At 39.2% G+C, this 26,568-nt stretch carries 25 protein-coding genes and 1 tRNA gene; 6 read left to right on the top strand and 20 right to left on the bottom strand.

Annotation, left to right across the window (positions count from 1 at the left end; genetic code table 11):
* Positions 1 to 79 precede the first annotated feature (79 nt).
* The 15 genes from NT010_15660 to NT010_15590 all read right to left on the bottom strand — a co-directional run bounded on the left by NT010_15660 (position 80) and on the right by NT010_15590 (position 17,533).
* Complete coding sequence (locus NT010_15660; protein MCX5807477.1) at positions 80 to 2,062, bottom strand: ABC transporter substrate-binding protein; 1,983 nt, start codon at positions 2,060 to 2,062, stop codon at positions 80 to 82.
* Positions 2,063 to 2,207: 145 nt separating this feature from the next.
* The gene (locus tag NT010_15655) at positions 2,208 to 2,888 is read right to left on the bottom strand and encodes a flavin reductase family protein (GenBank protein MCX5807476.1); all 681 of its coding nucleotides are present in this window, start codon (positions 2,886 to 2,888) and stop codon (positions 2,208 to 2,210) included.
* 24 nt (positions 2,889 to 2,912) lie between these two features.
* On the bottom strand, positions 2,913 to 3,620 hold the full coding sequence (locus NT010_15650; GenBank protein ID MCX5807475.1) for an ABC transporter ATP-binding protein: 708 nt from the start codon (positions 3,618 to 3,620) through the stop codon (positions 2,913 to 2,915).
* On the bottom strand, positions 3,620 to 4,423 hold the full coding sequence (locus NT010_15645) for an ABC transporter ATP-binding protein (protein MCX5807474.1): 804 nt from the start codon (positions 4,421 to 4,423) through the stop codon (positions 3,620 to 3,622). The genes NT010_15650 and NT010_15645 overlap by 1 nt, the downstream gene beginning before the upstream one ends.
* Positions 4,420 to 5,376: a branched-chain amino acid ABC transporter permease gene (locus NT010_15640; protein ID MCX5807473.1), complete on the bottom strand. Its 957-nt coding sequence runs from the start codon at positions 5,374 to 5,376 to the stop codon at positions 4,420 to 4,422. Before NT010_15640 ends, NT010_15645 begins: the two co-directional genes overlap by 4 nt.
* A gap of 11 nt (positions 5,377 to 5,387) precedes the next feature.
* Positions 5,388 to 6,254, bottom strand: coding sequence for a branched-chain amino acid ABC transporter permease (locus tag NT010_15635; GenBank protein ID MCX5807472.1), 867 nt, complete (start codon positions 6,252 to 6,254; stop codon positions 5,388 to 5,390).
* 62 nt (positions 6,255 to 6,316) lie between these two features.
* Complete coding sequence (locus NT010_15630) at positions 6,317 to 7,483, bottom strand: ABC transporter substrate-binding protein (GenBank protein MCX5807471.1); 1,167 nt, start codon at positions 7,481 to 7,483, stop codon at positions 6,317 to 6,319.
* A 326-nt stretch (positions 7,484 to 7,809) separates the two neighbouring features.
* Positions 7,810 to 9,150, bottom strand: coding sequence for a sigma-54 dependent transcriptional regulator (locus tag NT010_15625; GenBank protein ID MCX5807470.1), 1,341 nt, complete (start codon positions 9,148 to 9,150; stop codon positions 7,810 to 7,812).
* An 18-nt stretch (positions 9,151 to 9,168) separates the two neighbouring features.
* A complete protein-coding gene (locus NT010_15620) occupies positions 9,169 to 10,659 on the bottom strand; it encodes an ATP-binding protein (GenBank protein MCX5807469.1) in 1,491 nt (496 codons plus the stop codon).
* A 92-nt stretch (positions 10,660 to 10,751) separates the two neighbouring features.
* Positions 10,752 to 12,011, bottom strand: coding sequence for an aminotransferase class III-fold pyridoxal phosphate-dependent enzyme (locus NT010_15615; GenBank protein MCX5807468.1), 1,260 nt, complete (start codon positions 12,009 to 12,011; stop codon positions 10,752 to 10,754).
* A gap of 86 nt (positions 12,012 to 12,097) precedes the next feature.
* Positions 12,098 to 13,243 carry a saccharopine dehydrogenase NADP-binding domain-containing protein gene (locus tag NT010_15610; protein MCX5807467.1) on the bottom strand — a complete coding sequence of 382 codons (1,146 nt, stop codon included), beginning with the start codon at positions 13,241 to 13,243 and terminating at the stop codon, positions 12,098 to 12,100.
* 54 nt (positions 13,244 to 13,297) lie between these two features.
* Positions 13,298 to 13,720, bottom strand: coding sequence for a VOC family protein (locus NT010_15605; GenBank protein ID MCX5807466.1), 423 nt, complete (start codon positions 13,718 to 13,720; stop codon positions 13,298 to 13,300).
* Between the two features lie 46 nt (positions 13,721 to 13,766).
* Positions 13,767 to 16,058 carry a xanthine dehydrogenase family protein molybdopterin-binding subunit gene (locus tag NT010_15600; GenBank protein MCX5807465.1) on the bottom strand — a complete coding sequence of 764 codons (2,292 nt, stop codon included), beginning with the start codon at positions 16,056 to 16,058 and terminating at the stop codon, positions 13,767 to 13,769.
* A gap of 4 nt (positions 16,059 to 16,062) precedes the next feature.
* Entirely contained in the window at positions 16,063 to 16,533 is a 471-nt protein-coding gene (locus tag NT010_15595) for a (2Fe-2S)-binding protein (protein ID MCX5807464.1), read from the bottom strand.
* 1 nt (position 16,534) lies between these two features.
* Positions 16,535 to 17,533: an FAD binding domain-containing protein gene (locus NT010_15590; GenBank protein ID MCX5807463.1), complete on the bottom strand. Its 999-nt coding sequence runs from the start codon at positions 17,531 to 17,533 to the stop codon at positions 16,535 to 16,537.
* Between the two features lie 168 nt (positions 17,534 to 17,701).
* Here NT010_15590 and NT010_15585 point away from each other — a divergent pair, with 168 nt between their 5' ends.
* Positions 17,702 to 17,974, top strand: coding sequence for a helix-turn-helix domain-containing protein (locus NT010_15585; GenBank protein ID MCX5807462.1), 273 nt, complete (start codon positions 17,702 to 17,704; stop codon positions 17,972 to 17,974).
* Positions 17,975 to 18,231: 257 nt separating this feature from the next.
* Here NT010_15585 and NT010_15580 read toward each other — a convergent pair whose 3' ends face one another.
* The 4 genes from NT010_15580 to NT010_15565 all read right to left on the bottom strand — a co-directional run bounded on the left by NT010_15580 (position 18,232) and on the right by NT010_15565 (position 22,198).
* Positions 18,232 to 19,296 (bottom strand): 3-isopropylmalate dehydrogenase, encoded by a 1,065-nt coding sequence (locus NT010_15580; GenBank protein ID MCX5807461.1) that lies wholly within the window; start codon positions 19,294 to 19,296, stop codon positions 18,232 to 18,234.
* 62 nt (positions 19,297 to 19,358) lie between these two features.
* A complete protein-coding gene (gene purD / locus NT010_15575) occupies positions 19,359 to 20,660 on the bottom strand; it encodes a phosphoribosylamine--glycine ligase (GenBank protein MCX5807460.1) in 1,302 nt (433 codons plus the stop codon).
* Positions 20,661 to 20,682: 22 nt separating this feature from the next.
* Positions 20,683 to 21,270, bottom strand: a complete 588-nt coding sequence (locus tag NT010_15570) for an IMP cyclohydrolase (GenBank protein MCX5807459.1) — start codon at positions 21,268 to 21,270, stop codon at positions 20,683 to 20,685.
* Between the two features lie 52 nt (positions 21,271 to 21,322).
* A complete protein-coding gene (locus NT010_15565) occupies positions 21,323 to 22,198 on the bottom strand; it encodes a radical SAM protein (protein ID MCX5807458.1) in 876 nt (291 codons plus the stop codon).
* Between the two features lie 199 nt (positions 22,199 to 22,397).
* Here NT010_15565 and NT010_15560 point away from each other — a divergent pair.
* The 5 genes from NT010_15560 (at position 22,398) to ruvB (ending at position 25,389) form a co-directional block, all read left to right on the top strand.
* Positions 22,398 to 22,474 (top strand) — tRNA-Val (locus tag NT010_15560).
* Between the two features lie 20 nt (positions 22,475 to 22,494).
* Entirely contained in the window at positions 22,495 to 23,253 is a 759-nt protein-coding gene (locus NT010_15555) for a YebC/PmpR family DNA-binding transcriptional regulator (GenBank protein ID MCX5807457.1), read from the top strand.
* Between the two features lie 5 nt (positions 23,254 to 23,258).
* Positions 23,259 to 23,744 (top strand): crossover junction endodeoxyribonuclease RuvC, encoded by a 486-nt coding sequence (locus tag NT010_15550; GenBank protein MCX5807456.1) that lies wholly within the window; start codon positions 23,259 to 23,261, stop codon positions 23,742 to 23,744.
* Positions 23,741 to 24,355 (top strand): helix-hairpin-helix domain-containing protein, encoded by a 615-nt coding sequence (locus NT010_15545; protein ID MCX5807455.1) that lies wholly within the window; start codon positions 23,741 to 23,743, stop codon positions 24,353 to 24,355. Before NT010_15550 ends, NT010_15545 begins: the two co-directional genes overlap by 4 nt.
* Before the next feature lie 56 nt (positions 24,356 to 24,411).
* Positions 24,412 to 25,389 carry a Holliday junction branch migration DNA helicase RuvB gene (gene ruvB, locus NT010_15540; GenBank protein MCX5807454.1) on the top strand — a complete coding sequence of 326 codons (978 nt, stop codon included), beginning with the start codon at positions 24,412 to 24,414 and terminating at the stop codon, positions 25,387 to 25,389.
* 40 nt (positions 25,390 to 25,429) lie between these two features.
* On the opposite strand, the gene NT010_15535 is transcribed toward ruvB, so the two are convergent.
* Complete coding sequence (locus tag NT010_15535; protein ID MCX5807453.1) at positions 25,430 to 26,323, bottom strand: DUF4115 domain-containing protein; 894 nt, start codon at positions 26,321 to 26,323, stop codon at positions 25,430 to 25,432.
* Positions 26,324 to 26,568 lie beyond the last annotated feature (245 nt).

Genomic DNA, 26,568 nt, shown 5'->3' with positions numbered 1-26,568 from the left:
ATGACGGATACTAACAAAAGACTTGAACAGAACGGTTTTATTGTAAAAAAGTCAAATCCTACAAATGGCGGAATGAGGTTTAATCATCCCACCAGTTCTCAAATTCTGCTGAGAATTTCAATGCGCTGCATCTGAAATCCTTTGGGGTACAGTTTAGAGTTTTTTTAAATACCTTTGTGAAATAACTTTGATCTCCGTAACCTACTTCGTGGGCAATCTTGCTTATAGGCATGTCCGTTTGCTTGAGTAATACTTTTGCTTTTTCTATCCTGATCTTTGCAATGCAATCGCTTAACGTTAAACCATACTGGCTTCTCATCCGGTGGATCAGACGTGATTTGCTCAAGCAAACTTCACGCGCTATGCAGTCCACGTTCAGATCATCAGCATAATTTTTATCTATGTAATGAAATACCTTTTTCAACAAATTGAGATCCCTTCCCAACATTTTTTTGGAAAAGCTGTCAAGTATTCTGTCAAGAGCCCTGATAATCCAGAGGCAGAGCGTCTCCTGGTTTTTAGTGCCTTTCCACTCCACGATAAATCTGTGTTTAAGTTTTATCAGTTTATCAAGATCGACTCCCTCATCTGCGGCAGCATCAAAGAGAGCAAGAAAGAGTTCAAGCACTGAAATTTTAAAACTTTCAAGACTTTCGAAATGCTGTAAAATGGTGACGGTCAACAGCCGATAAAGGATCTGTCTGGCTTTGAGTTTATCTTCTTTCTGAACGGCGCGCACCATGTCGTGTTTATCCCGACAGTAAAGTTTAGCGACAAAATATGTATCGGAACCAGCATCCGTAAGGTTCGGATTGATCCAGGGTATTTCCGGCCCTATAGAAAGAGGGGCCTGATTTGGTTGGGCAAGGCCATTAGGATGGGGTTCAGACAACAGGTCAGCCAGTTTGCTAATTAACTCAATTTTTTGGTTGATATGAATATTCTCGGAAAACGCTATTGAGGAAAACGCTTTAGCAAAGCACCATTTACCTTCTTTTATGGTTAGCAGAACCATATGCTCAAGCTGGGTGCCATAGTGGTCAATCGGCGATAAATCATAGGTTCCCTGCATTCCTCTGAATTCCCTTATGTTTTCAACAGCATCGCGCAGTTCCTCAGGGTCAGACCCTGCAATCCTCAAACCCTCAGCTACCAGATCGACAGCATCAGCCAGTTCTGCAGAATAATAATTGGCAGGTTCTCCATAGTTCTGCATATGTCTTTTATTAAAATTCATTACGACATTTTTACATGGATCATTTTCCGGAATGGAATCGAGGATCATGCTTTTCCCTGAAGGCACTATAAGTGGAACAGGTATATGAGAAACCAGTTTTAGAAATCCGGGGTTCGCATTGCCGTGGGATACGAGCAAAGGTATATTTAAACCTATCTGGGCCATTTTTTTGGCTACCCATGCGGCCGGTTCTCCTGTGACAAATGAAAAAAGCGCTTGGGGGTTTAAGCCACGCAGCCTTTCTATCTGTAATGTCATGTTCGGCGACCTGACGTCGAATCTTTCCTCGCAGATGATTTTTATACCCAAACGGCTTGCAAGCCGTCGGCCCAGCCAACTCCCTAAATCTCCGAGAAGTCCGGTTGGCATTAAAAGGGCGATTCTGTTTATATCTTCTTCTTTAAAATGCTGAAAAGAACATGCTATTGCGAATTCAGTTTTGTGTGCGGTGTTAAAAACAAAAAGGTCTTTGACGGGATCAATGGCATATCCGGAATTTAAAAATGCCGGTATTTTATATTTGTTGGCTATGCGGGCCACCGCGCCGGAAATCGGGAGCGAACCTGTGCCTACCATGGCAATTACCTTGTGTTTGAAAATCAAAGCCTCAGCTATTTTAGCTGCCCGTTCGGAAGAAGACTGATCGTCGTACGCTATCAATCTGAGGCGGTATCCGTTTATACCACCGGCTTCATTTATCATTCTGGTTTTCAGTTCGGCTGCCTTCCGCTTATATTCTCCAGACCAGGATAGATATCCCGTTAAAGGGAAGATGCCTCCGATACGAAATTCCTCATCCCTGAAGTGCCCTTTGGGTGTATACATTCTGCCAGTGAACTCCCTTAGTATGTTTTAACACAATTTTACAATGTTTTTGTGATATGTCAAATATATTTGCCATTTAAGCAAGATAATGTTTCGGCAATTTAAATCGTTTTATTCCATGAAAAGTAGTTGACCTTGAGCAAAACTACTTTTTGTCTTTGGCGGGAGCACTCTCTGCGGCACCCTCGAGACCAATTAGCAGGGACTCATTCTCGCCCGGAATTACCATTTCGAAGATAGAATCCACAGTTGTATAGTCGTAGTAACCCAGGCGTGCCAACGGACGGATTTTTAAAATATCAATGCGTCCGTCTGGGGTGATTGCATTATCTTTAATATGTATCAAAACTACACGACCTATTATGATATCTACTGAGCCCATGAGTCCGTTACCGGGCAGACGTATAGTCTGATAGTAGCGGCACTCGAATTGAACAGGCGATTCTGCTACCCGGCAAGGTTTTACCATAACAGACGGCACTTTGGTCAGTCCGGCAATTTCAAATTCATCGATCTCCGGCGGTACTTCTGCTGCAGAACGGTTTACTGCCTCGCGAAGTTCGTAAGTGGCCATATTGTAGACAAAATCACCGGTTTGCTCGGCATTTATTGCAGAATCTTTCCGAGTTCCACGTGTATTCTGATTTGCTGCAAACATCACATAAGGTGGATCAAAAGTGAGGTTCTGAAACTGACTGTATGGTGCAAGGTTGTGAAATCCGTCAGGGCTTATAGTCGATATCCATCCAATAGGTCTTGGTACAACGCAGGACTTGAAAGGATTATGAGGTAGTCCGTGGTTGTTTTTATCAGGATCATAATACATTGCTTCTCCTTTTTTTAAAAATTGTTACATGCCGAGATACCTTTTTCGTACTTCATCGTCTCCAAGCAGTGTTTTGGCACTACCCTGGCTGACAATCCTGCCCGTCTCCATGATGTATGCCCGATCTGCTATTTGAAGAGCAGCGTTGACATTCTGTTCAATTAATAATATTGCAATACCGGCAGACCGGAGACTCTGGATAACGTTCAATATAATTTCAACAACAAGGGGCGCAAGGCCGAGAGACGGTTCATCAAGGAGAAGAAGCTTTGGCTGGGACATTAGGCCTCGCCCGATTGCGAGCATCTGTTGTTCCCCTCCGCTCATAGTCCCGGCTTTCTGTGTCAACCTTGTTTTCAGGATCGGGAAAAGATCAAAAACAAAATTGAACAGCTTCTCCATTTCCTCTTTTTTCAATTTATGTACATATGCACCAAGTATTAGGTTCTGTCGTACTGTAAGGTCAGCAAATATCTGTCGTCCTTCCGGGACATGACTCAGACCCGTCCTGACTATGTAATCAGGTTTACGATTGGTTATGTCCTGGCTGTCAAAATATAATTTTCCCTGTATTGAGGGTATGATTCCGGAAATAACTTTAAGAAGCGTCGTCTTTCCTGCGCCGTTAGCTCCAACAAGACATACTATTTCACCGCTTCCCACTTCCAGATTGATCTCTTTTAAGACCTGAACCTTGCCATAACCTGCTGATATATGTTCAACATTCAGAATCATATTTTAATTTCACACTCTTTATTTTTTACCCCCAGGTACGCTTCAATAACCTCAGGATTGGCGCAGATCTCCTGCGGGGAGCCTTCTGCTAGTTTTTTACCGAAATCCAGAACAACGATATCATCAGCAATGTTCATTACAAGCTTCATATTGTGTTCTACCAGAAGAATTGTTATGCCCTTATCCCGGATAGATAGAAGAAGCTTTGTAAAATCCTCCACTTCGGTGTCATTCAGGCCGGAGGCCGGTTCATCAAGTAAAAGTATTTGGGGCTCGGTCATCAATGCCCTTGCAAGCTCAACCAAACGCTGGTTGCCAAAAGAAAGTGCTGTTGGGACAGCATCGGCTGTTTTTTCAAGGCCCACGAATTTCAGAAGCCGTAAGGCTTTCTCGCGAGCCGCTTTCTCTTCTTTTTCTACCTTACCTCGACGGAAGATTGACTCGAGTAAACTTGGCTTAAGTTTTGTATGGGCGCCCAGCATAACATTATCTAGCACTGTGGCATTGTTTATCGTAAACATTCTTACAAGCTGAAAGGTCCTTGAAAGGCCGAGGGAAGCAACTTTGTCAGTTCTAAGTCCGACCAGGTTTTGGCCGAGTAAAAATATTTGACCGCTGTCAGGAGGTATTATACCGTTTATTGCATTGAGGAGCGTGGTTTTGCCTGCACCGTTCGGACCTATCAATGCCTTGATTTGATCTTTCTTTATGCTAAAACTCACATGATCAAGCGCATGTACTCCTTCAAAACTTTTTTGCACATCAACAAGTTTTAAAATAGTGCTGTCCTGTTCCGTCATTTACCTGCCTTTTCAAAAACCCTGTTTCTCAAAGTTGTAAAGATGCCATAAATGCCTTTCGGCATGAAAACAAGAACTATAATGAGAATAACACCGTTAAGCAGCAATTCGTAATCCTGTACCAGATAGGTTATCTCCGGAAGGAGCTTAAGAAAGATAGCCCCCAGAATCGGACCGTATATGGTCCCTATCCCTCCCAGAAAGAGCATAACAAGAATATTGACAGAAGTTGAAACACCAAAATCATCGGGAGCAATAAATCCCATGGAATGTGCAAACAGAGAACCTGCAATTGAAGCGAAAACATTAGCAAGTACAAAAACGCGGGTCTTGTATTTTGCACAATCAACCCCGAAAGTGCGGGCCGCTACCTCGTCGCTGTGGATAGCGACTAAAGTTCTTCCGAAGGGTGAACGTATAATGAGTACAGAACTTGCAATAACTATGAGAACAATTGCCCATACAAAGTAGTAATAATGGAGATGATTATCAAGAACAAGCCCGAATATGCTGAATGGCGGAATGTCGCGAAGTCCCGAGGCGCCGCCGGTTATATTTTCGAAACCGACAATAAGTGTAATAATGATTTCATTAAAAGCAAGGGTTGCCATAGCAAGGTAGTATTCTTTCAGAGCCAGAACAGGTCTTCCAATCATCCATGCGAGGATTCCGCTTAAGAACATACCGGCGAACATGGCAAGCACAGGTGAAAAACCGTATTTAACTGTCAGAACAGCGGATGTATAAGCGCCCACTGCAAAAAACGCCGCATGGCCAACGGATATCTGGCCTGTAAAGCCCATCAGAAGATCAAGGCCAACAGCCAAAATGACATAGATGCCTGCGAAGACAAGTATACCGCTCCAGTAAGCCGATTTCCCGCCAACGGTTACAGGATATAGAAAGATTATAACTACAGGGATCAACCACCAGACTTTTTTTATCTTGTCCATATCACATCTGCCTATGACTTGCTGAAAAGCCCGTTTGGTCTTGCTATGAGTACCACCATCAGTAGTGCAAAAACGATAGTGTCAGAAAATTTGGAAGAAATAACCCCGATTGTATATGACTCAATAACCCCGAGCAGGAGACCGGCGATCACTGACCCTACAATACTGCTCAAGCCCCCTATGGACATAGCGATAAATCCCTTCACCATGGGCATTACACCACTGGTATACTGCATGAACATTAGAGGGGCAACGGCAATACCTGCCAATGCCCCTATTCCGGACCCCCAAGCCCATGCAAAAAGCGCAGTCTTCTGAACACTGATGCCCATCAGACTTGCGCCAAGAGGATTTTCCGCACATGCCCGCATGGCTATTCCAAGAGAGGTCTTTTCAAAAAATAGCCATATAAGGAGCAAAACAACGGCGGTTATCCCGACAATCCAGAATACCTGCAGTTGAAGGGTTGCACCAAAAATCTGTAATGGTGTGCCTTGTGTAAATGGACGGAGAATATGTGATTCCCTACCCCAGATCAACATTGCCAACCCTCTTAGTGCAAGGGAAATGGCAATAGTCATAACAATTAATGCCCCTATGGAGGAACCCTGAATGGGTCTTATCAGGGCCTGTTGAATAAGCGCCCCGATGGCCATAGCAATAAGAATGGAAAGGACAAAAGCAAGAGGCATCGGGATCCCTTTTGATGTTAGAGTGACCATAATAAGTGCCCCGAAAATAAAGAATTCTCCCTGGGAGAAACAGATTAGCTGCGATACCTTGTAAACAATTACCAGACTGACCGCTATCAGAGCGTAAATACTGCCCGTAGTTAGTCCACTAAAGAAAAATTGGACGAGATGTGAAATGTCACCCATTTATGTATCCTTGCTCCAGAAAATATTTGATTTTACTTGCATGTGACATTAAAAGCTTCTCTTTATTTAAGAAGTACTATCCATTTCCCATCCTTTATTCCAATAACCATCATGTCATCGAGGACGGTACCATGGTGGTCGGTTGATGAAAAATTATAAACCCCGTTCATCCCGACAAAGCCTTTAGTTTTTTCAATGGCATCACGCAGTTTCTCTCCGTCTGCAGATCCTGCAGTTTTTAAAGCGGCTGCAATCAGGTCAATGGCGTCCACCATTTCTGCCGAATAATAATTAGCCGGTTCACCGTACTTTTGCATATGGGCCTTGCTAAATTCCACTACTACTTTTTTGCAAGGGTCATTGTCCGGGACCTGCTCAGGTGCTGCGGCTCTGCCTGCAGGCACGATAACCGGGATGGACAGATTGGATACAAGCTTAAGAAATCCCGGATTTGCATTGCCGTGGGACACGAGCACAGGAATATTCATATTCATTTGAGACATGTTCCTTGCCACAAGAGCCGCCGGCTCGCCTGTACAAAAAGAGAAGATTACCTGGGGGTTGAGCGTACGCAGTTTGGCAAGCTGTGATGTTACATCAGGTGCTTTTATGTCAAATTTTTCTTCACCAACAATAGTTATGCCATATGTCGGAGCATATTTCCTTGCCAGAGTGCTTCCCAACTCGCCGAGAGCGCCTATGGGCATAAGAAGTGCTACCTTTGTGATCCCCTTGCTTTTAAAGTACTGAAAAGGACGGGCGCATGCAAAATCGGTTTTGTGTGCTGTATTAAAAATAAACTTATCCTTCTGAGTGTCTACCGAATAGCCTGATCCTATGATGACAGGTATCTTGTATTTATTGCCAAGGGAAGCAACAGCGCCTGAGACCGGGACACTTGCCGTGCCTATTATAGCAATGGCTTTATCCTTGGATATCAGTCTTTGCGCTACTTTGGCACCCTGTTCAGGAGAGGACTGATCGTCATAAGAGATTAACTGCAGCGGGTGACCGTTGACGCCGCCTGCCTTGTTGATCAACTCCACTTTGAGTTCAGATCCCTTCTGTTTGTATACTCCCAACCACGATAAACCTCCTGTTAACGGAAAGACTCCACCGATTACATAAGGTTCTTTTGCAGCTTTCGGAGTCTCTTGTGTTAGGCCGACATTTGTGGTTAGAAGAAACATAACAAAAATTAAAGTACTTATTGCTAACATCTTTTTCATAACAAACCTCCCCTTTGTTTTAATACAACTTCCAACAACACCAACTCAATGGTATTGTGAGAAGCTGATTATCTTAAATCCAAGCAACATATTATTAAATAATAATAGCCTGAATCCTTAATCTTTACCGGCATAACCAAGTACTTTTTTACTATAATCTTTTTTATTAAATTAATTAGATACTTTTTCAGACAATAAATCTTGGATTATATGGCCTTTTATTGGTAATAAAAAGCTGATTCCATCTCCACATTAAACACACATGCCGACTTGTCGGCACAAAAAAAGATGAAAATTATTTTCAGGGGAAATATATTAATCTGCACTTATTCAAGCATATTGTAAAGCTTCCGGCGGCTTATGCCGAGAAGTCTGGCGGCTTTGCTCTTATTGCCATCAGCATGTTTCAGCACCTTCTCAATATGTTCCCTTTCCATACTGTCAAGCCGTAGTTTATTCTCAATCAATTCCTGTTTTACCCTTCCGGCAGCAGGGGATAAATTGTGGGTCATGCTTCTCGGAAAGTCATCACTGATAATTTCAATCCTGTTCCCGGAAATCAATATGGCTCGCTCCAGTACATTTGCAAGTTCTCTCACATTTCCAGGCCAGTGATATTCTACAAGAAGGTCCATAGCATGTTTTGAAATGATTTTCTTTGTACTTCCTCTGGTGTGTTTTTCCATAAAATATTCGGTTAGAACAGGTATATCGTTTTTTCGTTCCCGAAGAGGAGGTACAAGTATGGTAAAGGTATTAAGCCGGTAAAAAAGGTCTTTCCGAAATCTGTTTGTTTCAATTTCTTCTTCAATACTTTTATTGGTGGCAAAAATAAAACGTACATCCACTCTTGTCTCTTTTGTATCGCCAAGCTTCCTGAATACGGAAGTCTCAAGAACCCTTAGAAGCTTCGCCTGGATAGAAGTACCCATATCTCCTACTTCATCGACAAAAAATGTGCCCTTGTCCGCAATCTGTAAAAGTCCCATTTTGTCTGTTTGTGCACCTGTAAATGCACCTTTTTTATATCCGAACAACTCGCTTTCAAGGATATTTTCCTGTAGACAACTTGAGTTAATCGCTACAAATGGGTTTGGAGAACGCACAGAAAGGGAATGAATTGCTCTTGCCACCAGCTCTTTTCCCGTACCCGTCTCTCCAAGTACTAAAACAGGTGCTGTAGAAGCGCTGACTATTGAAATAAATTTCTTTACTTCCTTAATTTCTTTACTCTCCCCTATAAACTTGTCATGGAGTTCAACCCGTTGCAAATGTTCCTCGAGAACAATATTTTTTTCTTTCAATTGTTTCTTTTCATAGGCTTTCAATATGACTGTATGCAATTCTGAAAGTTTACAAGGCTTTGTAAGATAATCGTAAGCACCAAGCTTCATTGATCTTATGGCAGTATCAACTGACGCATTGCCTGTAAGCATAATAACTTCTGTTGTGGGTTGCATTTCTCTTAACTTGCCGAGAAGTTCAATACCGTCTATATCAGGAAGCATTATATCAAAAAGTCCGATATCAAGGATTTCCTGGTTCATTACTAAAAGAGCCTCATGTCCATTTAATGCGGTAAAAACCTCCATTCCTTCCTTGGAAAGTTTTTTCTTAAAAGCTTCCACAAGCTGCTTTTCGTCATCAACAATAAGAACTCGAACCATTGTCTATTATCAGCCCCCTTATTTTGTATATATAGGCAATGCGACCTTGAATAGGGTACCCATTCCCAGTTTGCTCTCTACTTCAATGCTACCACCCATTCTGTTTAAAAACTCATGACAAAGTGTGAGACCCAATCCAACGCCTTTCCCCGTGGCTTTAGTCGAAAAAAAAGGTTCAAAGATCCGGTCTATCAGGCCGTCGTGAATACCGACTCCATTATCTTCAATTTCTACCCTCACTTTACTGTCAGTTGAATATGCCTTTACCGTTATTATGCCACCTTCTCTTTCTTCAACAGAGTCCACTGCATTCTGCAGAATATTCATGAAAGACTGTTTCACAGCATTCAAATCTCCTTTGACATGCGGTAGGTACGGTGTAATATCCTTTAATAACCGAATATTCATTTTTTTGAAATTTATCAATTTCAGAAGTTCATTAAGGCAGCTGTTTAAGTCAATTTCCTGAACTTCAAATCCCTTTTTCTTTGTAAGATCTATCATATCCTTTATAATATTTTTGCACCGAAATGCCTGTTCCTGTATGACGTCCATATATTCACGTAGATCATCAATTTCATCTTCTTTTGCATCGCAATCTTTAAAGCTCTGGATCAATTCAGAAGCAAGCTCAGAATTAGCAGCTATTGTAGCAAGAGGATTATTAAGTTCGTGCGCAACACCTGTCAGTAGTCTTCCTGTAACCGACATTTTTGCATCCTGAATAGACTGGATTTTAGCTTTCACTTTTTCGGTATTATCCTCAATAATACATAAAAGCCCTTCTACCTTACCATTTTTACCTTTCAGAGGTACTCCCCGGAAATGAATATATTGACCCTGATCACCCCGATAGGTTGTAAAAGGAAAGTCCTGCAGCTCAAACGCTTCACCGTCGAGTCCTTTTTTTATGTATTCTGCAAGGCCGCATCTGATCGTGTAAGGATTCTGAATCCAATTGAAACGCAAGAGTTTCTCTTCAGCCTCAACCCCTAGACCGGAAAGAGTAGCCAAGGCAGGATTCACGCTCATAAACTTCCCACTCCTGTCTATAGTAAAGATTGCTACAGGTGCATTATCAATAATAGCTTTATTAAAATCATTTACGAGTCGTAAAGCTTCCTCTGCCCTTTTCTGATCCGTAATGTCCTGAACTGTCTCAACGATAAAAGTCTCTTCCTCTCCTATGCCACTCCTGAGAGGTGCCGAGGTAATAAGGTAATGCCTTAATTCCCCCTTATACATGCTACTTATTTCTGTATGTTCCATTCGGCCACTTTTAAGTGTTCTTAAACCCGGACAATTACTACATGGCATTCTCCTTTTAAAGATTTCACCATAACAGAAAGCTTTTCCGGATTGAATAACACCTTCTTCTTGTGACCGAAGTGCTAATCTTTCGTTCTTCCACTGGATTTTCCGTCCACGGTTCAGAACATAGACGCCCATGGGCAAAGAATTAAGGATGGACTGCACAATATTGAAATCTATCTGAGAATCAAATTTCATTAACGATTTAACCTATATAAGAATGTTGGACTAAAATTCATTTTTAAACTATTATTTGAAGAAACATATCATGCATTTATAACACATTGATCCTAAATATGATGATATTTTTCGTTTATATATGCCATAGCTTCGTCTATTGCTCGAGCTGTTTTGTCCAGGTCTTCTTCATTATGTCTGTAGCTAATATAAGCATGATGGTGCGGGGTGAAAAAGAAGCCCCGGCGGATAAGTTGGGTATAAAATTCATCGCGTCTGGCTTTCTGTGTGTCTGCCTCATCTCTCTTGAAGGTTATAAGAAACATCGGCGCGACACCGGACAACTCTGCACCGATATCATATTTGTCTATAATGTCCTGGATTTTTATTAAAAGCCTCCCGCCTTTTTCCCATATGTTGTCAAGGACTTTGTCGCGTTCCAAAATTTCGATTGTTTTCAGGGCAGCAATATAGCCATCGCTATTCGGGAAGAAAGTGGAAGAGATAAAAAGCTTGGATGCTGCAGCCATCATTACGTCTTTTTTCCCGGTAACAACACTGATCGCGTATCCATTGGCCATGCCTTTTCCAAGTACCGTCAAATCGGGCGTTACTCCATAAAGTTCCTGTGCTCCACCCATTCTTAGCCTAAAACATGTACGCACTTCATCAAAAACAAGGACTGATCCATATTTGTCGGCCAGTTCTCTCACGCCTTCAAGAAATCCCGGCTTCGGTATCTGCATCTTCTGATGGAGAGGATGCCCAAAAGGGGTCATTATTATGGCGGCTGTCTGGTCACCATGTTTTTTCATGAGATCTGTAAGCTGGTCAAGACCATTATAATGGAATTCATAGACATCCTCATAAAATTTTTCAGGGATGCCCCCTTTCATTTCAACACACCAGTCATGCCAGCCATGGTAGCCACATCGCATAACCTTAATCCTGTTTGTATAAGCCCTTGCAATACGGATACTTGCCGAAGTAGCATCAGAACCTGTTTTTAAAAAAATACTCAACTCAGAACTTGGAATCAATGCATTCAACTTTTCTGCAAGTTCATTTTGATAAGGCTGTGTGAGAGAAAAGCAGAAACCCTTATCCTTGATCTGTTTAATAACTGCATCATCAACCTCTTCTTCCCTGTAACCAAGTATAATTGGTCCGTATCCGCAAAGAAAGTCAATGAATTCATTGCCATCAACGTCGATGAGCCTGCACCCCTTGCCGTACTCAAGAAAGATCGGATACTCCCCAATAATAAAATCGCCGGGTTTTCTTGCACCAAGGACACCACCGGGAATCAATGTTTTTGCCTCTTCAAAAAGTTTCTGACTTTTTGTTATATTTAGTTTTTGAACATCTTTCATATATCCTCCTTTCATATAACCATCATAGTCAGTTTCTTCTCATACCACTTATGATAAACAATAGACCGAAGGGTTTAAACATTTTATTAAAGTGTCAACATGGATATTATCGTTTCTGTTTGATGTATCCTGGCACCTCTTTGTAGTAATGCTGCAAGAAACTTTTCCGGATCTATGCAACCTTCAGGGGCTACCACTCCCTTTACCTTTACATCACCGGCAAACATCATAAGTGCAGCAATCGAGGCGGGTAGTCCTGTTCCTGGAGCCATCCTGCCCACTATATCTGCTGTGTATGTTACCTGTTTTCCTTCTCTCTCGCCTTTTACAATGACTTTCAAGCCCGAAGCAAGGGGACCTTTATCTCTGTTATTAGGAATTGAATCCCAAAGCTGCAAAGTCAGATCATAAGGCACTACCTTTGTCCCCCTCACCTCCACCTGTTCTGTGCCGAGAAAGCCTGTCTCTTTCTGATCTTTAATGAGTTCGTCTACCCATGCCGGTATAAGTGCACCTTTAATAACTACCTTTTTTAAACCTCCAATATAATGGGGTATTGTTATTGGCTGCGGATGTCCTACATAACGAACCTTACAAGTACCGAGAGGTTCAAGGAATGTAGCTATTTCCTCGCCGGTACCACCATCTACATATTCCAGCTTACCATTCAGATATTGCGGGATTTTGCCTGTAACCATATGGAGGCTATGATCCCAAGCTGCACCTGAGAGTTCGGCAATACTTACAACCCAGAATAAGTGAATCTCATCAACACGATCCAGCTGATTTGCGAACCATTTGACTATAACATTGTTTGTTCCCGGATCCGATCCCATGCCAGTCAGAACGGTTATTCCCGCCTCTTTGGCAGCATGGTCAATATCAGCAGATGAAAAAAGAATTGGTACCGCCTCATAGTCATCACAAATATCTATATAGTTGACCTTCGCTTCCACAGCCGCTCTGGCTACCGCAACAGCCGTTTTATAAAATGGTCCTGCGCAGTTGATAACTACATCTGCACCCTTGATCGCTTCGACCATGCCTTTATGATCGTTTACATCAATCTTGATGAGTGATATTTTTTTACTGGCACGCAGTTTATCCTGAACTCTATCCGGGTTTATATTTATGTCACCAAGAATGACTGCATTGATTTGATCCTGTTTAATAAGGTCCCTGGCAACTCCCTGTCCCATCCCACCAGTTCCACCTATTACTAATACTCGCATTCCCATTCCCGCCTTTAACTTTTATTTTAATAGATTTACATGTTCAAATAGTCTTCATCGCTTATTTATATCAAAATCCCCTTCTAGAAGTTCGGTAAGCACGCCGTGGAGTTTACTTGGATGATGCACAAAGGCATACCTATTTCCGAAAAGCTCTCTTGGTTTATCATCAATAAGTTGTTTGCCATTTTTTCTCAATTCATCTAGTGCATTATCAAGATTATCAACTTTGTATGATATAAGAAATGCACCCTCTCCTCTGCTATTTATGAATTTAGAAACTTCTCCATCCGGCGAAGTAGATTCCATAAACTCTACAGCTACCTCTCCTATATAATACCGTGCTACTTTGATCTTTTCTGATTCTGCAATATATTCAAATGCCGGTATTAACCCAAAGTCTTCTTTGTATACCGTTTTTGTCTCTTCAAGATCTTTTACTGCAAAACATATATGATCGATCTTTTCTATCTTCATTCCGTCATCTTTTCCTTTTTAAACCCGTATCTTGTTAATCGTATGTCTATTTAATATTTTGCTTAAACTTTTCTTTCTCCTCAATAGCCGTTAATATTTTGTCGGGTGTAAGGGGAAATTCTTTTATATTCACACCAATGGCATTACAAACTGCACTGCAATAAGCCTGGGCAGCACTCATCGCAACGGACATACCTGCTTCTTTTGCGCCATAAGGTCCATTTGGATCAATTGTTTCCACTATTATATTATTTATTTTTGGCATATCGGTTGCCAGGGGAACCATGTAGTCAAGCTGGTTCGGATTTAATACTCTGCCATTATACCAAAGCACATATTCGCTAAGCATACCGCCCTGACCACCCATCGCTACCCCGCCTTCAAATTGACCTTCAATAACCTTCGGATTGAGGGCATATCCTACATCCTGTGCTGCTGTAACTTCGAGCACATCAACCTTGCCTGTCTCAGGATCTACCTTTACCTCAGCAACAACTGAACCAAAAGAAAATGTCTCTGAAAGCTGCCCGGATGGATTTTCCACCCATTCACGTCTGCTGTCTACCTTCGGCCAGTAAGTACCTTCACCGCTTATAGACTCGCCTCTGCCCAGAGCCATTCTGACTACTTTGGACATTGAGATTGATTGCTCCGGATTGTCAACAACAAATATCTTTTTATCTCGCAAGTCAAGGCGATCTGCATTGACCTTCAGCGCCTCTGAAGCAATCTTCAGAAGCTTCTTTTTTGCATCCCGGGCAGCGAGCCTTACTGCATTTCCTCCGATAAAAGTTTCACACATTGAATAAGATCCAGGGTCACTTGGTGTAACCTCTGTATCAGCCGTTATAAGTTGAACATTATTCAAATCAAGCCCCAATTCTTCGGCAGCAATCTGTACGATCATACTGTCATTGCCCTGACCGTTATCAACTATGCCGGTTATTACACTTATGCCCCCCTCTTCATTGAATTTAATAAATGCTTGAGAACCTCCTCTTATCCCCATAGGGAATCCTGTCTGAACAGAATTACAACCTATGCCTATTCCATGATAAGGAGGCAATTTTCCCCATTTTTCATTCCATTTTGCCTTTTCTGTTGTTTTCAGTACAGTCTCTGTCATACCACAGCTTGTTATATATGACTTTGTTGAGGTATATTCACCTGTCTTCCGTACGTTATTAAGACGCATCTGAACAGGATCAAGTCCAAGTTCCTTTCCTATCATATCAAGCTGCAAATCAATCCCGCATGCAAAAGCCCTTCCGTGTGTACGGAACATGCCCCTGACAGGTTTGTTCGTAAAAATTCTGTATCCATTATAGCGCACATTATCCATACGATATGCCTGTTCCATACATAAAAAAGGAACACTGACAGCAATCGGGCCTGTGCTGCTATATGCACCGCCATCCATGTAGCATGTAATATCCCTTGCTAATACCCTACCCTCTTTATCGACACCGGTTTTAATTGTAGCAACCATAGAGTGGGCCTGGCGGGTTGCTATTGAATTTTCTTCGCGTGTATAAACAATTTTTACAGGTCTTTGTGATTTTTTTGCAAGAAGCGCACATATTACATCAGCAGGAGAAATCTCTGAACGGCCTCCAAATGCACCGCCAATTCTTACTTTACGGACTCTTACTTTATTAAGAGGAATTTTCAGCACATTCGACAACGGTTTGGCTTTTAGATGAGGCCCTGCATTGGGCATCCATATCTCAAGATTGCCTGACTGGTCAAAATGCGCTGCTACAGCATATGGCTCACCCTGAAAGTATGAATCCTCAGGAGCCATAAATGTATCTTCACGAACATAATAAGATTCTTGGAACCCTTTTTCTATGTCACCGACATCTATTTTGATATTTATATTGATATTTGAAGGATATTGTTCGTGGATAAGTGGAGCGCCAGGCTTACGGGCGGATTCAACATCAAAGACAGCCGGAAGCTCTTCATATTCGACTCTGATGAGCTTTAATGCCTTAATAGCAGTATCTTCATCAACTGCAGCCACGGCAGCTACTTCTTCACCGACATACCTTACTTTATCTGTCGGCAAAAATTGCTGATCTTGCGTATAACGAAAAACACCCCATTTATCACCTGATGTATCCGATGCAGTAACAACAGCTCTTACTCCTGAGATATTTTCAGCTTCGGATGTATCAATGCGAATTATTCTGGCATGTGGGTATGGCGATCTCAATATTTTTCCCACAAGCATCCGGGAAAGTTTGATATCTGCCGAAAAAATTGCCTCACCGGTTGCTTTTGAAGTTACATCAATCCTTTTTACACTTTTTCCAATGAGAGAATATTTTTCCATAGCTCTATCTCCCTTTTGTAGAAATCGCTTGTATGGCTTCAACAATTTTTGCATATCCTGTACAACGACAAATATTGCCGGATATGGCATGTCTTATTTCTTCTTCATCAGGATCAGGATTATTCTTCAAAAGTGAATATGCAGTCAATATCATTCCTGGGCTGCAAAAACCACATTGTATGGCGTGATATTCAATAAAAGCATCTTGAATAGGATCAAGCTTCCCATTGCCGGATAAGCCTTCAATTGTTGTAATTTCTTTTCCTTCAGCCTCTGTTACAAGAAGTAAACATGACCGCATAGGGAGGCCATCCAACAAAACTGTGCAGGCTCCACATGCACCCTCTCCACAGCTTTCCTTTGCCCCTGTGAGAGATAGATCATCTCGTAGAATTTCAAGCAAAGTGCGGTTTGGGCAAGTTGTTATGCTATATTCTTCATCATTAATTTTTAATAGAATGGTCTTTTTATCCATGTTAAGCCCCCTTTTTTAAATCTTGAAAGGCATTTTGAAGGGACCTCTTTATTACAACCTTAACCATTTTTCGTCGATATACAGCCGGAACGGATAGGTTGTTTACCATTTTCGACAGATTGTCGGCAAGATTTACAACCTTATCTATGCATTCAGTAGAAAGATTTCTCCTATTCATATATGATGATGCATTTTCAATTATTTTAGGAGCAGAAGCTGCAGCGCCGATAACAATTCTCGCATTATCTAAATTGCCATCATTGTCTTCTGAAAGAAATACAGCCGCTGAAACCAGAGGATATTCCAAACCTTTTCTAATTCTCAATTTTTCATATGAAGAGCCGTAATTTTCATCGGGTAACGGTATAATGATTTGAGTTAAAAGCTCATTATCCTGAATTGAAAACGGACTCTCGCCTTTACCGGTAAATAAATCTAATAATAAAACAGTACGAGAAGAATCTTTTTTTTCCAATTTCACCATTGAACCAAAGGAAATTAATGAAGGCGCCATATCACCCTGATATACACTGGAACAATGCTTTCCGCCCTTGACTGCATGACAAATGTTGCCTCCGCCCTTGAAACATGGTTTAAGTCCGTTTCTGAAAAGCTCCGACTGGTTGTAATATAAGCAACGTGTATTTTGAAGTATGTTACCTCCAATGGTAGCTTTGTTTTGTATTGGAGGAGCTGCCAATAATTGAGCTGCTTGTGCAATACATTTAAAATTATCATTTATTAAAGGAGACTGCAGAATCTCTTTTATAGTAGTTGAACTTCCAATGATAACTTCATTATTTCTTTTTTTAATACCCCTTAAGCCCTTTATTTTTTTCAAACTCATTAAATATAATGGCGCTGAAAGGCCAAGCTTCATCATTACAACAACTTCAATCCCCCCAGCAATAATTTTCAATTCTTTTCTATGGTTTTCGAGTATTGATAATGCACTTTTTTTAGTGCCTGGCTCTAAAATATTAAAAGGCGGCAGTCTCATAAGGGACCTCCTTGTTTAATGCTCCTTAATATTTTTATACATCTTGACATCAGCTATTAATATTGAATATACTTAAACAAATAATATTAGTATAAATCGTATACAATATGTCTAAAACTATATTTTATTATTTTTTTTGTCAACAAAATATTTATGACCAGTTTATTTATGATAAATAATGTTAGAGATAATGATATTGATAAGTTATATGATCTATTTGAGGTAAAACTTGAATTTATAGCAGATAACCTCTTGCTTTCAAAAACAAATAACAATGACAACGTATTAATGAACGTTCAGGCTGTTATTGAAAAAGTGTTTATAATTTCTGCCATGAAAATTTCGAATAACAACATCTCAAAGGCCTCTAAACTTCTTGGAATAAACAGAAATACACTAAGTAAAAAGCTCAAAGAACTCAAGGCTGCAACCGATATCTAACTAACTAACCTATCACCCAATATATCGGTTAGTTTAAGGCTGGCCGAACAAAACTCAATCAGGCAGCCCAATCCTGTATGGGGTTTACAGCTTTTGACACTTTCGGGATTATGTTTAGTTCAGACTTGGCAGGTATAACTAAATAACATTGAAGTAAAAAAAAGACTGATTTTCGTATTTTTATTTATTTTAAGGTAATATGAAAGCGCCCAAATGATACAGGCCTCCGATCTTGTCAGAGGCCATAACTGATTTTTCTAATCTTTAATATAATTTGAGATAAGATCTCCTATTTCTTTTGTGCCCATACCCATTTTACCTGCATCAAGGGATTTAATATCGTTTTTAAGTGCTCTTTGGACCGCCAAATCTATTAATTTCGAGCTTTCTTCTTCTCCAATAAATTCAAGCATCATACCACCTGAAAGTATGGCAGCAAAAGGATTGATTATATTTTTGCCAGTATATTTTGGAGCAGAACCACCCATTGGTTCGAACATGGATACACCTTCAGGATTTATATTTCCGCCGCATGCTATACCTAATCCACCCTGAATAATTGCGCCAAGATCTGTTATTATATCCCCAAACATATTATCGGTGACTATAACATCGAACCATTCAGGATTTTTAACCATCCACATACAGGTTGCATCCACATGGGCATAGTCTGTTTTTATGTCGGGATATTCTTTTGCTACTTCATTGAACGTCCTATCCCAGAGGTTGAATGCATATGTAAGAACATTTGTTTTCCCGCATAAAGTTAATTTATTATTTTTATTACGCTTTTTTGTGTATGCAAAGGCAAACCTAATACATCTTTCAACCCCTTTTCTTGTATTTATGGATTCCTGTATTGCAACCTCATCTTTTGTACCCTTTTTCAAAACCCCGCCCGACCCTGTATACAGCCCTTCAGTATTCTCCCTGACAACAATAAAATCAATTTCTTCCGGTCCTTTATTTTTTAACGGTGTATCGACACCTTCATACAATTTTACAGGTCGTAAGTTAATATATTGATCAAGTTCAAAGCGTATTCTTAAAAGAATATCTTTTTCTAATATTCCCGGTTTTACATCAGGGTGCCCCACTGCTCCAAGAAACAGCGCATCATGCTGCTTCATTTCACCGAGGATGCTATCAGGCAGTGTTTCACCAGTTTTTAAATACCTTTCTCCACCAATATCATAATAAGTATACTTTAATAAAAATCCCATTTTGTCGGATACAGCGTTTAAAACTTTAATGCCTTCCGCCACTACCTCAGGGCCTGTTCCATCACCTGGGATTACACCAATATTATATGCTTTAGACATCTATTCCTCCTGATTTATTAATATATTAAAATGAAAAACTTAGATTAAGCGCTTTTAACGTTTCATTCTTTATTGTCGTTTTCCCGTTTCCTTATTAAAGCTTTCTTGCCTATATCCTTTCTATATTGCATTCCTTCAAAGTTTATGCATGATACTGCATCATATACTTTTCTTATTGCATCTTTATATGTATTGCCGATAGCAGTAACTCCTAAAACCCTTCCCCCTGATGTTAAAAACTCATTCCCTACCCTTTTTGTACCTGCATGAAACACCATAATATCTTCTTTATATTTAAGTTTTTCCAGTCCTTCAATAATTTTCCCTATCTCAGGTTTGTCAGGATATCCTCGAGACGCTACTACAACACAGATTGATACACCTTCTCTCCACTCAATATTTTTTATGGTATTCAATCTGCCTTCCGCACATGCAAGAAGTATCGGGAGAATATCACTTTTCATTTTGAATAATATAGGCTGTGTTTCCGGGTCTCCCATTCTCACATTAAATTCAAGAACATATGGATTGTTGTTTTCTGACAACATGAGACCGCCATACAGCACACCCTTGTAATTTATGCCCTCATCTCTCAACGCATTAACTGTTTTGCTCATTATCTCTCTATCTATCTCTTCTTCCAGATTCCTGTCTATAAAAGGTATGGGGGTATATGCGCCCATACCGCCTGTATTGGGTCCTTTATCATCATCAAATAAGGATTTATGGTCTTGAGAAGGTAGCATTGAAAGAACAGATGTACCGTCAGTAAAGGCAATATATGAAGCTTCAATGCCAGGCAGAAACTCTTCAATAACAACCTTACTTCCTGCATTACCATGAATATTAGTGACCATTAAATCTTTCAATACCTTCTTCGCTTCTTCTTTTTCTGTTATGACATAAGCACCCTTTCCCGCACATAATCCATCCGCTTTTATAACAAAAGGCGGCATTAAGCCATCAAGGTAAGTTCGTGCATCTGTGTAGCTTGAAAATACTTTAAAGGGAGCGGTTGATATTTTGTATTTGTCCATTAATTTTTTCGCAAAAACCTTGCTTGTCTCAAGCATAGCCCCTTTTTGGCAAGGCCCGAATATTGGTATACCTATTTTTTCAAAGGCATCTACTATGCCTATAGATAGGGGATTTTCTGGCCCAACAACAACAAGCCCGATACCTTCTTTTTTAGCAAAAGTTATGACATTCTCTATATTGGCTATATCCATATCAATGCAATCGGCAATTTCAGAAATCCCACCATTTCCAGGAATGCAGAAAATGGCATCTAAATATTGTGATTGTGATAATTTCCAAACAAGGGCATGTTCTCTACCGCCACTGCCTATTACAAGAATTTTCATAAATCTTTTTCCTTCTTATAACCTATTTTATTCCAGACAAATATGTATAGATAGCGCTGTCATAATCAGATGTAAAGAAAAAAACTTTCTTTGCAAGGTAAAATCTTATGTCTTCTGTAGTCTCGCCGTTATTTTGCTTCATATTGTCCATTACTTTTGTGTAATCTTCAGGATCTACAACAACTGTAACGTATTTGTAATTTTTTGCTGCTGCCCTTATCATGGAAGGACCGCCAATATCAATATTTTCTATGGCTTCATCGAATGTACAGCCCTTGCTTATAACTTCCTTAAATGGATAGAGGTTTACGATAATCATATCTATATTTTTTATGCCTAGAGAATCCATCGATCTTTGATGATCAACGTTATCCCTGATGTTCAGAATTCCTCCGTGGACTTTAGGATGTAGTGTTTTTACCCTTCCATCCATAATTTCAGGAAATCCGGTATATGCACTGATTTCTATTGGATTGACGCCAATTCCATCGAGATATTTTTTTGTACCACCTGTCGAAAGTATTTCTATGTCATAGCTTTTTAAAAAAGGTGTTAACTCCGACAGACCGGATTTATTCGATACACTGACAACTGCTCTTCTAATTTTCATAAACTCTCCTTTCTGTATATCCAAAAATAGTTATGATATAAGCACTTATTTTTTAATAATTTATTATGTAAAATATGTTGTCTTCAAAAATAAACTGTTTTATTTTTCCTTCAGCTTCCATAATATTTAGGCTGTTTTTCACCCTGTTTTCCGGTTTTCCTGTGATTTTCATTATATCATTCACAGTTAATGATCTTCTCTTTAATATATCTAATACCATTTCCGACCAATCTTCCTCCTCGTTCTTTTTTATTTCTTTTTCAAAATTGTATATAACTTCACATTCATGGCCAAAAAATTTACTAATTTGATCAAGCTCTGCACTGCTAATACCATCTGTTGTTCTGTCAACCGGGGGCCTGATAACGGTATTTAGTTGTACTTTTTCAACACCAATATACTTAACAACCTTTTTTAGCCTTTCAAGCTCTTCAGGATTATCGTTTACATTCTTAATAAGCATAATTTCAAGCCAGATATTCCCTTTATAGGTATCTCTAAATTTTTTCATACCTTCAATGATTGTATTGATTTCGATCAAGGAGTGAGGCCTGTTGATATATCGGAATATATCTTCGCTTGCCGCATCAAGTGATGGTAAAACAACATCTGCCAAGCAAAGATCATTCCTTATCTCTTCATCATTCAAGAGTGATCCGTTTGTTATAACCGCTATAGGAATATCTATACTTTTCTTAATTTCTCCTATCATTGAACCAATATCCGAGTTTAGTGTGGGCTCTCCTGACCCGGAAAATGTTATATGGTCAATATGACTTAGCTGTTTTGCCTTGGTAATTATTTCCTTAACTATTTCATTTGCATTAAAGAAACTTTTTCTTTTTATTTCCTGATTTGTCGTTTTTCCAATCTGGCAATATATGCAGTCAAATGTGCAAATTTTTCTTGGGATTATATCGACACCCAACGAAAACCCAAGCCTCCTGGAAGGAACAGGTCCAAAAGTAAATTTTCCCATGCAATGATAATAAACGATTAGCAGAAAAAATTAAATATAATTTATGCATTAACTGATAAAAAAGGTTTCAAATTGATAGAAACCTATGCTAAAAATATAGTCAACATTGATTTTATTTTTTTATTTATAGTAACATTAAAAGCAAAATGGGCGGTTAGCTCAGGTGGTTAGAGCGCTGGTCTCACATACCAGAGGTCGTAGGTTCGAATCCTATACTGCCCACCATTTAATAACCAGGGGGCACAATGTCCGGACATAGCAAGTGGAGTTCAATAAAGCATAAAAAAGGTGCAGCTGACGCAAAACGCGGAAAAATATTCACAAAACTTATTAAAGAAATTACTACAGCAGCAAGGATTGGCGGTGGCGATCCCGAATCAAATGCAAGACTTCGAGCGGCTATAGCTCAAGCAAAAATTGAAAATATGCCAAGAGACAACATTGAAAGGGCAGTAAAGAAAGGGGCTGGTGCACTTGAAGGTGGTGTAAGTTACGAAGAGTATACTTATGAAGGGTATGGTCCAGGAGGTGTAGCTATCCTCGTGGAAGTACTCACTGATAACAAAAAAAGGACAACTGCCGATGTCCGTCATATGCTCACGAAGTATAGTGGAAATCTTGGTGAGACAGGTTGTGTATCATGGTTATTCGGTAAAAAAGGATATATATCTTTTGATAAAAGCAATGTAGATGAAGATAAAATTATGGAGCTTGCCCTTGAGGCGGGTGCAGAGGATGTTACCTCGGATGATAGCGAAATAGAAGTAATAACAGATGTTGCAAGTTATGAAACCATAAGAAAAATGTTTGAATCAAATAATATAAAATATACTGTCGCAGAAATCAGTATGGTGCCACAAACATCCGTTAAACTTGAAGGGAAAACTGCAGATACAATGTTAAAATTGATGGAGATGCTCGAAGATTCTGAAGATGTGCAGAAAGTATATGCAAACTTCGATATCTCTTTTGAAGAAATGGAAAGATTAGCTGGTGGCAAGTAGATTAAGTGATCATACTTGGCATTGACCCAGGTTTGGCAAGTACAGGCTTCGGTGCGATTAATTGCAGTAGTCCATCTCCTTCCCTTTTGAAATGTGGTTCCATTAAAACATTTCCAGATTCACACATTTCAGGAAGGCTTTTGCAGATATACAATGATGTGAGCCATCTTATCGAAATCATTGAACCAAACGTTATTGCAATAGAGAACGCTTTTTCTCTTGTAAGGTATCCCAGAGCAGGCATACTATTAGGGAGTGTACTTGGCATTATATACCTTTTGGTTTCGCAAAATAAAATAAAAATGATAGAAATTACCCCAAAAGAAGTAAAAAATGCATTAGTTGGATATGGCAGCGCAACCAAAAAACAGGTCAGTGAAACAATTCAAAAAATACTACATATTGGGGAAATCAAGTCTTTCCATGCTTCAGATGCTTTGGCAATAGCATTAACTGCATTTTATAGAGATAGTTCCTTGAGGCTCCAATGATATCTTATCTTGAAGGCAAGCTGAAAAAGATATACGATGATCGCGTTGTTCTTCTCGTTGATGGAGTTGGGTATGATATAATGATCCCGTTTTATGTATTAAATGAAATAAAAAAAACAACTGAACCTGATGATGCATTAAACCTGTTCATATCTTACAATCAAACGGAGAGGCAACCGAAACCAATCCTTGTTGGCTTTAAAAACGAGCTAGATAAAGATTTTTTTGAGTTGTTTATTTCTGTTGAGGACATAGGTCCTGCGGCTGCTATAAAGGCAATTACAAGGCCAGTCAGGGAAATTGCCCGAGCCATTGAAGATAAAGATATAAAAACCTTAAAACAACTCAAAGGAATAGGTGAAAGAAAAGCAGAGAAAATTGTTGCCACTCTTAAAGGGAAAACTGCTAAATACGCGCTTATCCCGGAAACAGCTACAACAACTGAAATTAAAGAAGATTTCAGAAAAGAAGTTGAAAGCGTACTGGTTTCTCAATTAGGGCATAAAATAACAGAGGCACGTAAAATGATTGACGATGCTATGAAAAAAAATCCATCCATAGTTTCTTCCGAAGAATTATTTGAAGAAGTATATAGGGGTCAAAGATATTGATTGACGAAGAAATTAACAGTTATTCAGAGGTAATTCTTAAAGACGACGCGCTTGATATTGATCAAAATATTAATTTAAGACCCAAGCTGCTTTCAGAATACATAGGTCAGGAAAAAATTGTTGATACGCTTAAAATTGCTATTGAAGCAGCATTAAAAAGAAATGAACCCTTAGAGCATATTCTATTTAACGGTCCGCCTGGTTTAGGAAAAACAACACTTTCACATATCATAGCCAATGAGATGAGTGCAAAAATAATTACGTCTTCAGGGCCGGCACTTGAAAAAGGTGGGGATTTAATGGGACTCCTTACACATTTAGAGAATGGGGACGTCTTTTTTATTGACGAAATTCATAGAATACCAAAGATCGTAGAAGAATTTCTCTACCCGGCAATGGAAGATTTCGCAGTAGATTTTATTTTTGACAAAGGCGTACACGCAAGGACCCACAGATACAGATTGGAAAATTTTACTTTAATTGGAGCCACAACAAGAGCTGGGCTCCTGTCTTCTCCATTAAGAGAACGATTTGGGATTACAAGAGACCTTGATTTTTACAATGAAAATGACCTTGTTAGTATTATTAAGCGTTCTGCCTCAATATTAAAAATTATTATAGATGATGACGGTGCCTTTGAGACTGCAAAAAGAGCAAGAGGGACACCAAGGGTTGCAAATAGGCTTTTAAAAAGGATTCGTGATTATGCACAAGTTAGGGCAGATGGAATTATAACAAAAAAAGTAGCAATAAATGCATTGGAATTAGAAGGTATTGATAAATGCGGGCTTGGAGAATTGGATAGAAAACTATTGCAGACAATTATTTTGAACTATAAAGGTGGTCCGGCAGGTATTGAAGCACTTGCTGCAACTCTTCAAATTGAAACAGATGTGTTGATAGAAGTGATCGAACCATATTTGCTGAAAACAGGTTTTGTAATAAGAACATCGCAGGGTAGAAGGGCCACAGAGAAAGCTTATTTTCACCTTAACATTCCATACAGCGGCAAGTCGGAAGTTTCCTTATTTTAACTACAAAATAGGAATCTAAACTATGAAGGGCATACGACATTCAGGGTAAGGTTACCCTTTTTACTTGGCCGTTTTCACCGGTAAAACCAATGTCCTTTCCGTTAAGTATAAGTTTTACACCACCGGCATTGCCAATAAGTAGATCAAATTTTTCTTTTGCGTTGAACATTACAACTTCTTGAGGTTTAAGCATGAATTCTTTTTTTTCTGTGTCATCAATGATTGCACTTATCCAAGTCCTTTCATGACAGGTAATCAAAAGTTTTTTTGTATCAATAATATCAGGGATACTTCTTTTATTATCATTATTATTAATATTGTTAGCTACCTGCACTGCAGTTTCGAGTTTTGATATTTCCGAAATATCCTTTTGTGTCTTTTCAAAAATAAAGAATCCTAAGATCAAAATAATAATGGCTGAATATATATATATAGTCTTCGGCATTTTTTTCTGCGTAGAAAAATATTTTATCTTGTTCTCAATTTTGTTGCTTCTTTGATTATTTGATTTTTCAGCATTTTTTTCTAATTGGTTTTCAACTATATACGGCAGTATTTGGTCATAAATTCCCAAAAATTCAGCATATTTTCTCACGTAACCTTTTACATATACTATATGAGGCAGGTTTCCCCAATTTCCATGTTCAATAGATTCAATAATGGATTTTTGCAGACAAAGATTACTTGCTATGAATTCAACAGATAGCAGTTTTTCTTCTCTTTTATTTTTAAGTAATTGTCCAATTGCACTTAATTCCAGAGGATGTGTATGATTTACTAGGTTCTGTTTAATTTTTTTACTTTCACTAACTTTATTTTGGATAACCGATTCAATTTTTATATCGTTATTTATTGTAAGATCTGCATCTGATGAAATTTTAGTTTTTGCAATAATTTCAGTTAGTGATTTTCCTAAAGGGTTTTTATTTTTCATTTTTTTAAAAATTAATTTTTGTAAGTAAAACCAATCAATTAACCTTTTTGTATTATTATAAGTTATTTAGAAACTTTTTCAATAAAATTTTATAATAATTTATAGCTTAATACGATTTTTTAGGGCCGAAAATAGCTCCTAAATGCTATACTATCAACGCTTTATGCCATCAAAAATAAAAGGGGCTGTAAAATGGGTAAAAAAACTGTCCCTATTGCGGATCAAAGAATACCCAGAAGAAAGGT

It is taken from the genome of Pseudomonadota bacterium (assembly GCA_026388275.1).
Taxonomy (GTDB): domain Bacteria; phylum Desulfobacterota; class Syntrophorhabdia; order Syntrophorhabdales; family Syntrophorhabdaceae; genus JAPLKB01.
This window is presented reverse-complemented; position numbering and strand designations above follow the sequence as displayed.

Coding starts and splice junctions, on each gene's coding strand:
- NT010_15555 (MCX5807457.1), top strand. CDS start 22,495: ATGTCCGGACATAGCAAGTGGAGTTCAATAAAGCATAAAAAAGGTGCA.
- NT010_15610 (MCX5807467.1), bottom strand. CDS start 13,243: ATGCGAGTATTAGTAATAGGTGGAACTGGTGGGATGGGACAGGGAGTT.
- NT010_15645 (MCX5807474.1), bottom strand. CDS start 4,423: ATGACGGAACAGGACAGCACTATTTTAAAACTTGTTGATGTGCAAAAA.
- NT010_15580 (MCX5807461.1), bottom strand. CDS start 19,296: ATGTCTAAAGCATATAATATTGGTGTAATCCCAGGTGATGGAACAGGC.
- NT010_15590 (MCX5807463.1), bottom strand. CDS start 17,533: ATGAGACTGCCGCCTTTTAATATTTTAGAGCCAGGCACTAAAAAAAGT.
- NT010_15625 (MCX5807470.1), bottom strand. CDS start 9,150: ATGGTTCGAGTTCTTATTGTTGATGACGAAAAGCAGCTTGTGGAAGCT.
- NT010_15655 (MCX5807476.1), bottom strand. CDS start 2,888: ATGTATTATGATCCTGATAAAAACAACCACGGACTACCTCATAATCCT.
- NT010_15585 (MCX5807462.1), top strand. CDS start 17,702: ATGATAAATAATGTTAGAGATAATGATATTGATAAGTTATATGATCTA.
- purD (MCX5807460.1), bottom strand. CDS start 20,660: ATGAAAATTCTTGTAATAGGCAGTGGCGGTAGAGAACATGCCCTTGTT.
- NT010_15545 (MCX5807455.1), top strand. CDS start 23,741: ATGATATCTTATCTTGAAGGCAAGCTGAAAAAGATATACGATGATCGC.
- NT010_15595 (MCX5807464.1), bottom strand. CDS start 16,533: ATGGATAAAAAGACCATTCTATTAAAAATTAATGATGAAGAATATAGC.
- NT010_15635 (MCX5807472.1), bottom strand. CDS start 6,254: ATGGGTGACATTTCACATCTCGTCCAATTTTTCTTTAGTGGACTAACT.
- NT010_15630 (MCX5807471.1), bottom strand. CDS start 7,483: ATGAAAAAGATGTTAGCAATAAGTACTTTAATTTTTGTTATGTTTCTT.
- NT010_15600 (MCX5807465.1), bottom strand. CDS start 16,058: ATGGAAAAATATTCTCTCATTGGAAAAAGTGTAAAAAGGATTGATGTA.
- NT010_15615 (MCX5807468.1), bottom strand. CDS start 12,011: ATGAAAGATGTTCAAAAACTAAATATAACAAAAAGTCAGAAACTTTTT.
- NT010_15605 (MCX5807466.1), bottom strand. CDS start 13,720: ATGAAGATAGAAAAGATCGATCATATATGTTTTGCAGTAAAAGATCTT.
- NT010_15660 (MCX5807477.1), bottom strand. CDS start 2,062: ATGTATACACCCAAAGGGCACTTCAGGGATGAGGAATTTCGTATCGGA.
- NT010_15640 (MCX5807473.1), bottom strand. CDS start 5,376: ATGGACAAGATAAAAAAAGTCTGGTGGTTGATCCCTGTAGTTATAATC.
- NT010_15620 (MCX5807469.1), bottom strand. CDS start 10,659: ATGAAATTTGATTCTCAGATAGATTTCAATATTGTGCAGTCCATCCTT.
- NT010_15535 (MCX5807453.1), bottom strand. CDS start 26,323: ATGAAAAATAAAAACCCTTTAGGAAAATCACTAACTGAAATTATTGCA.
- NT010_15570 (MCX5807459.1), bottom strand. CDS start 21,270: ATGAAAATTAGAAGAGCAGTTGTCAGTGTATCGAATAAATCCGGTCTG.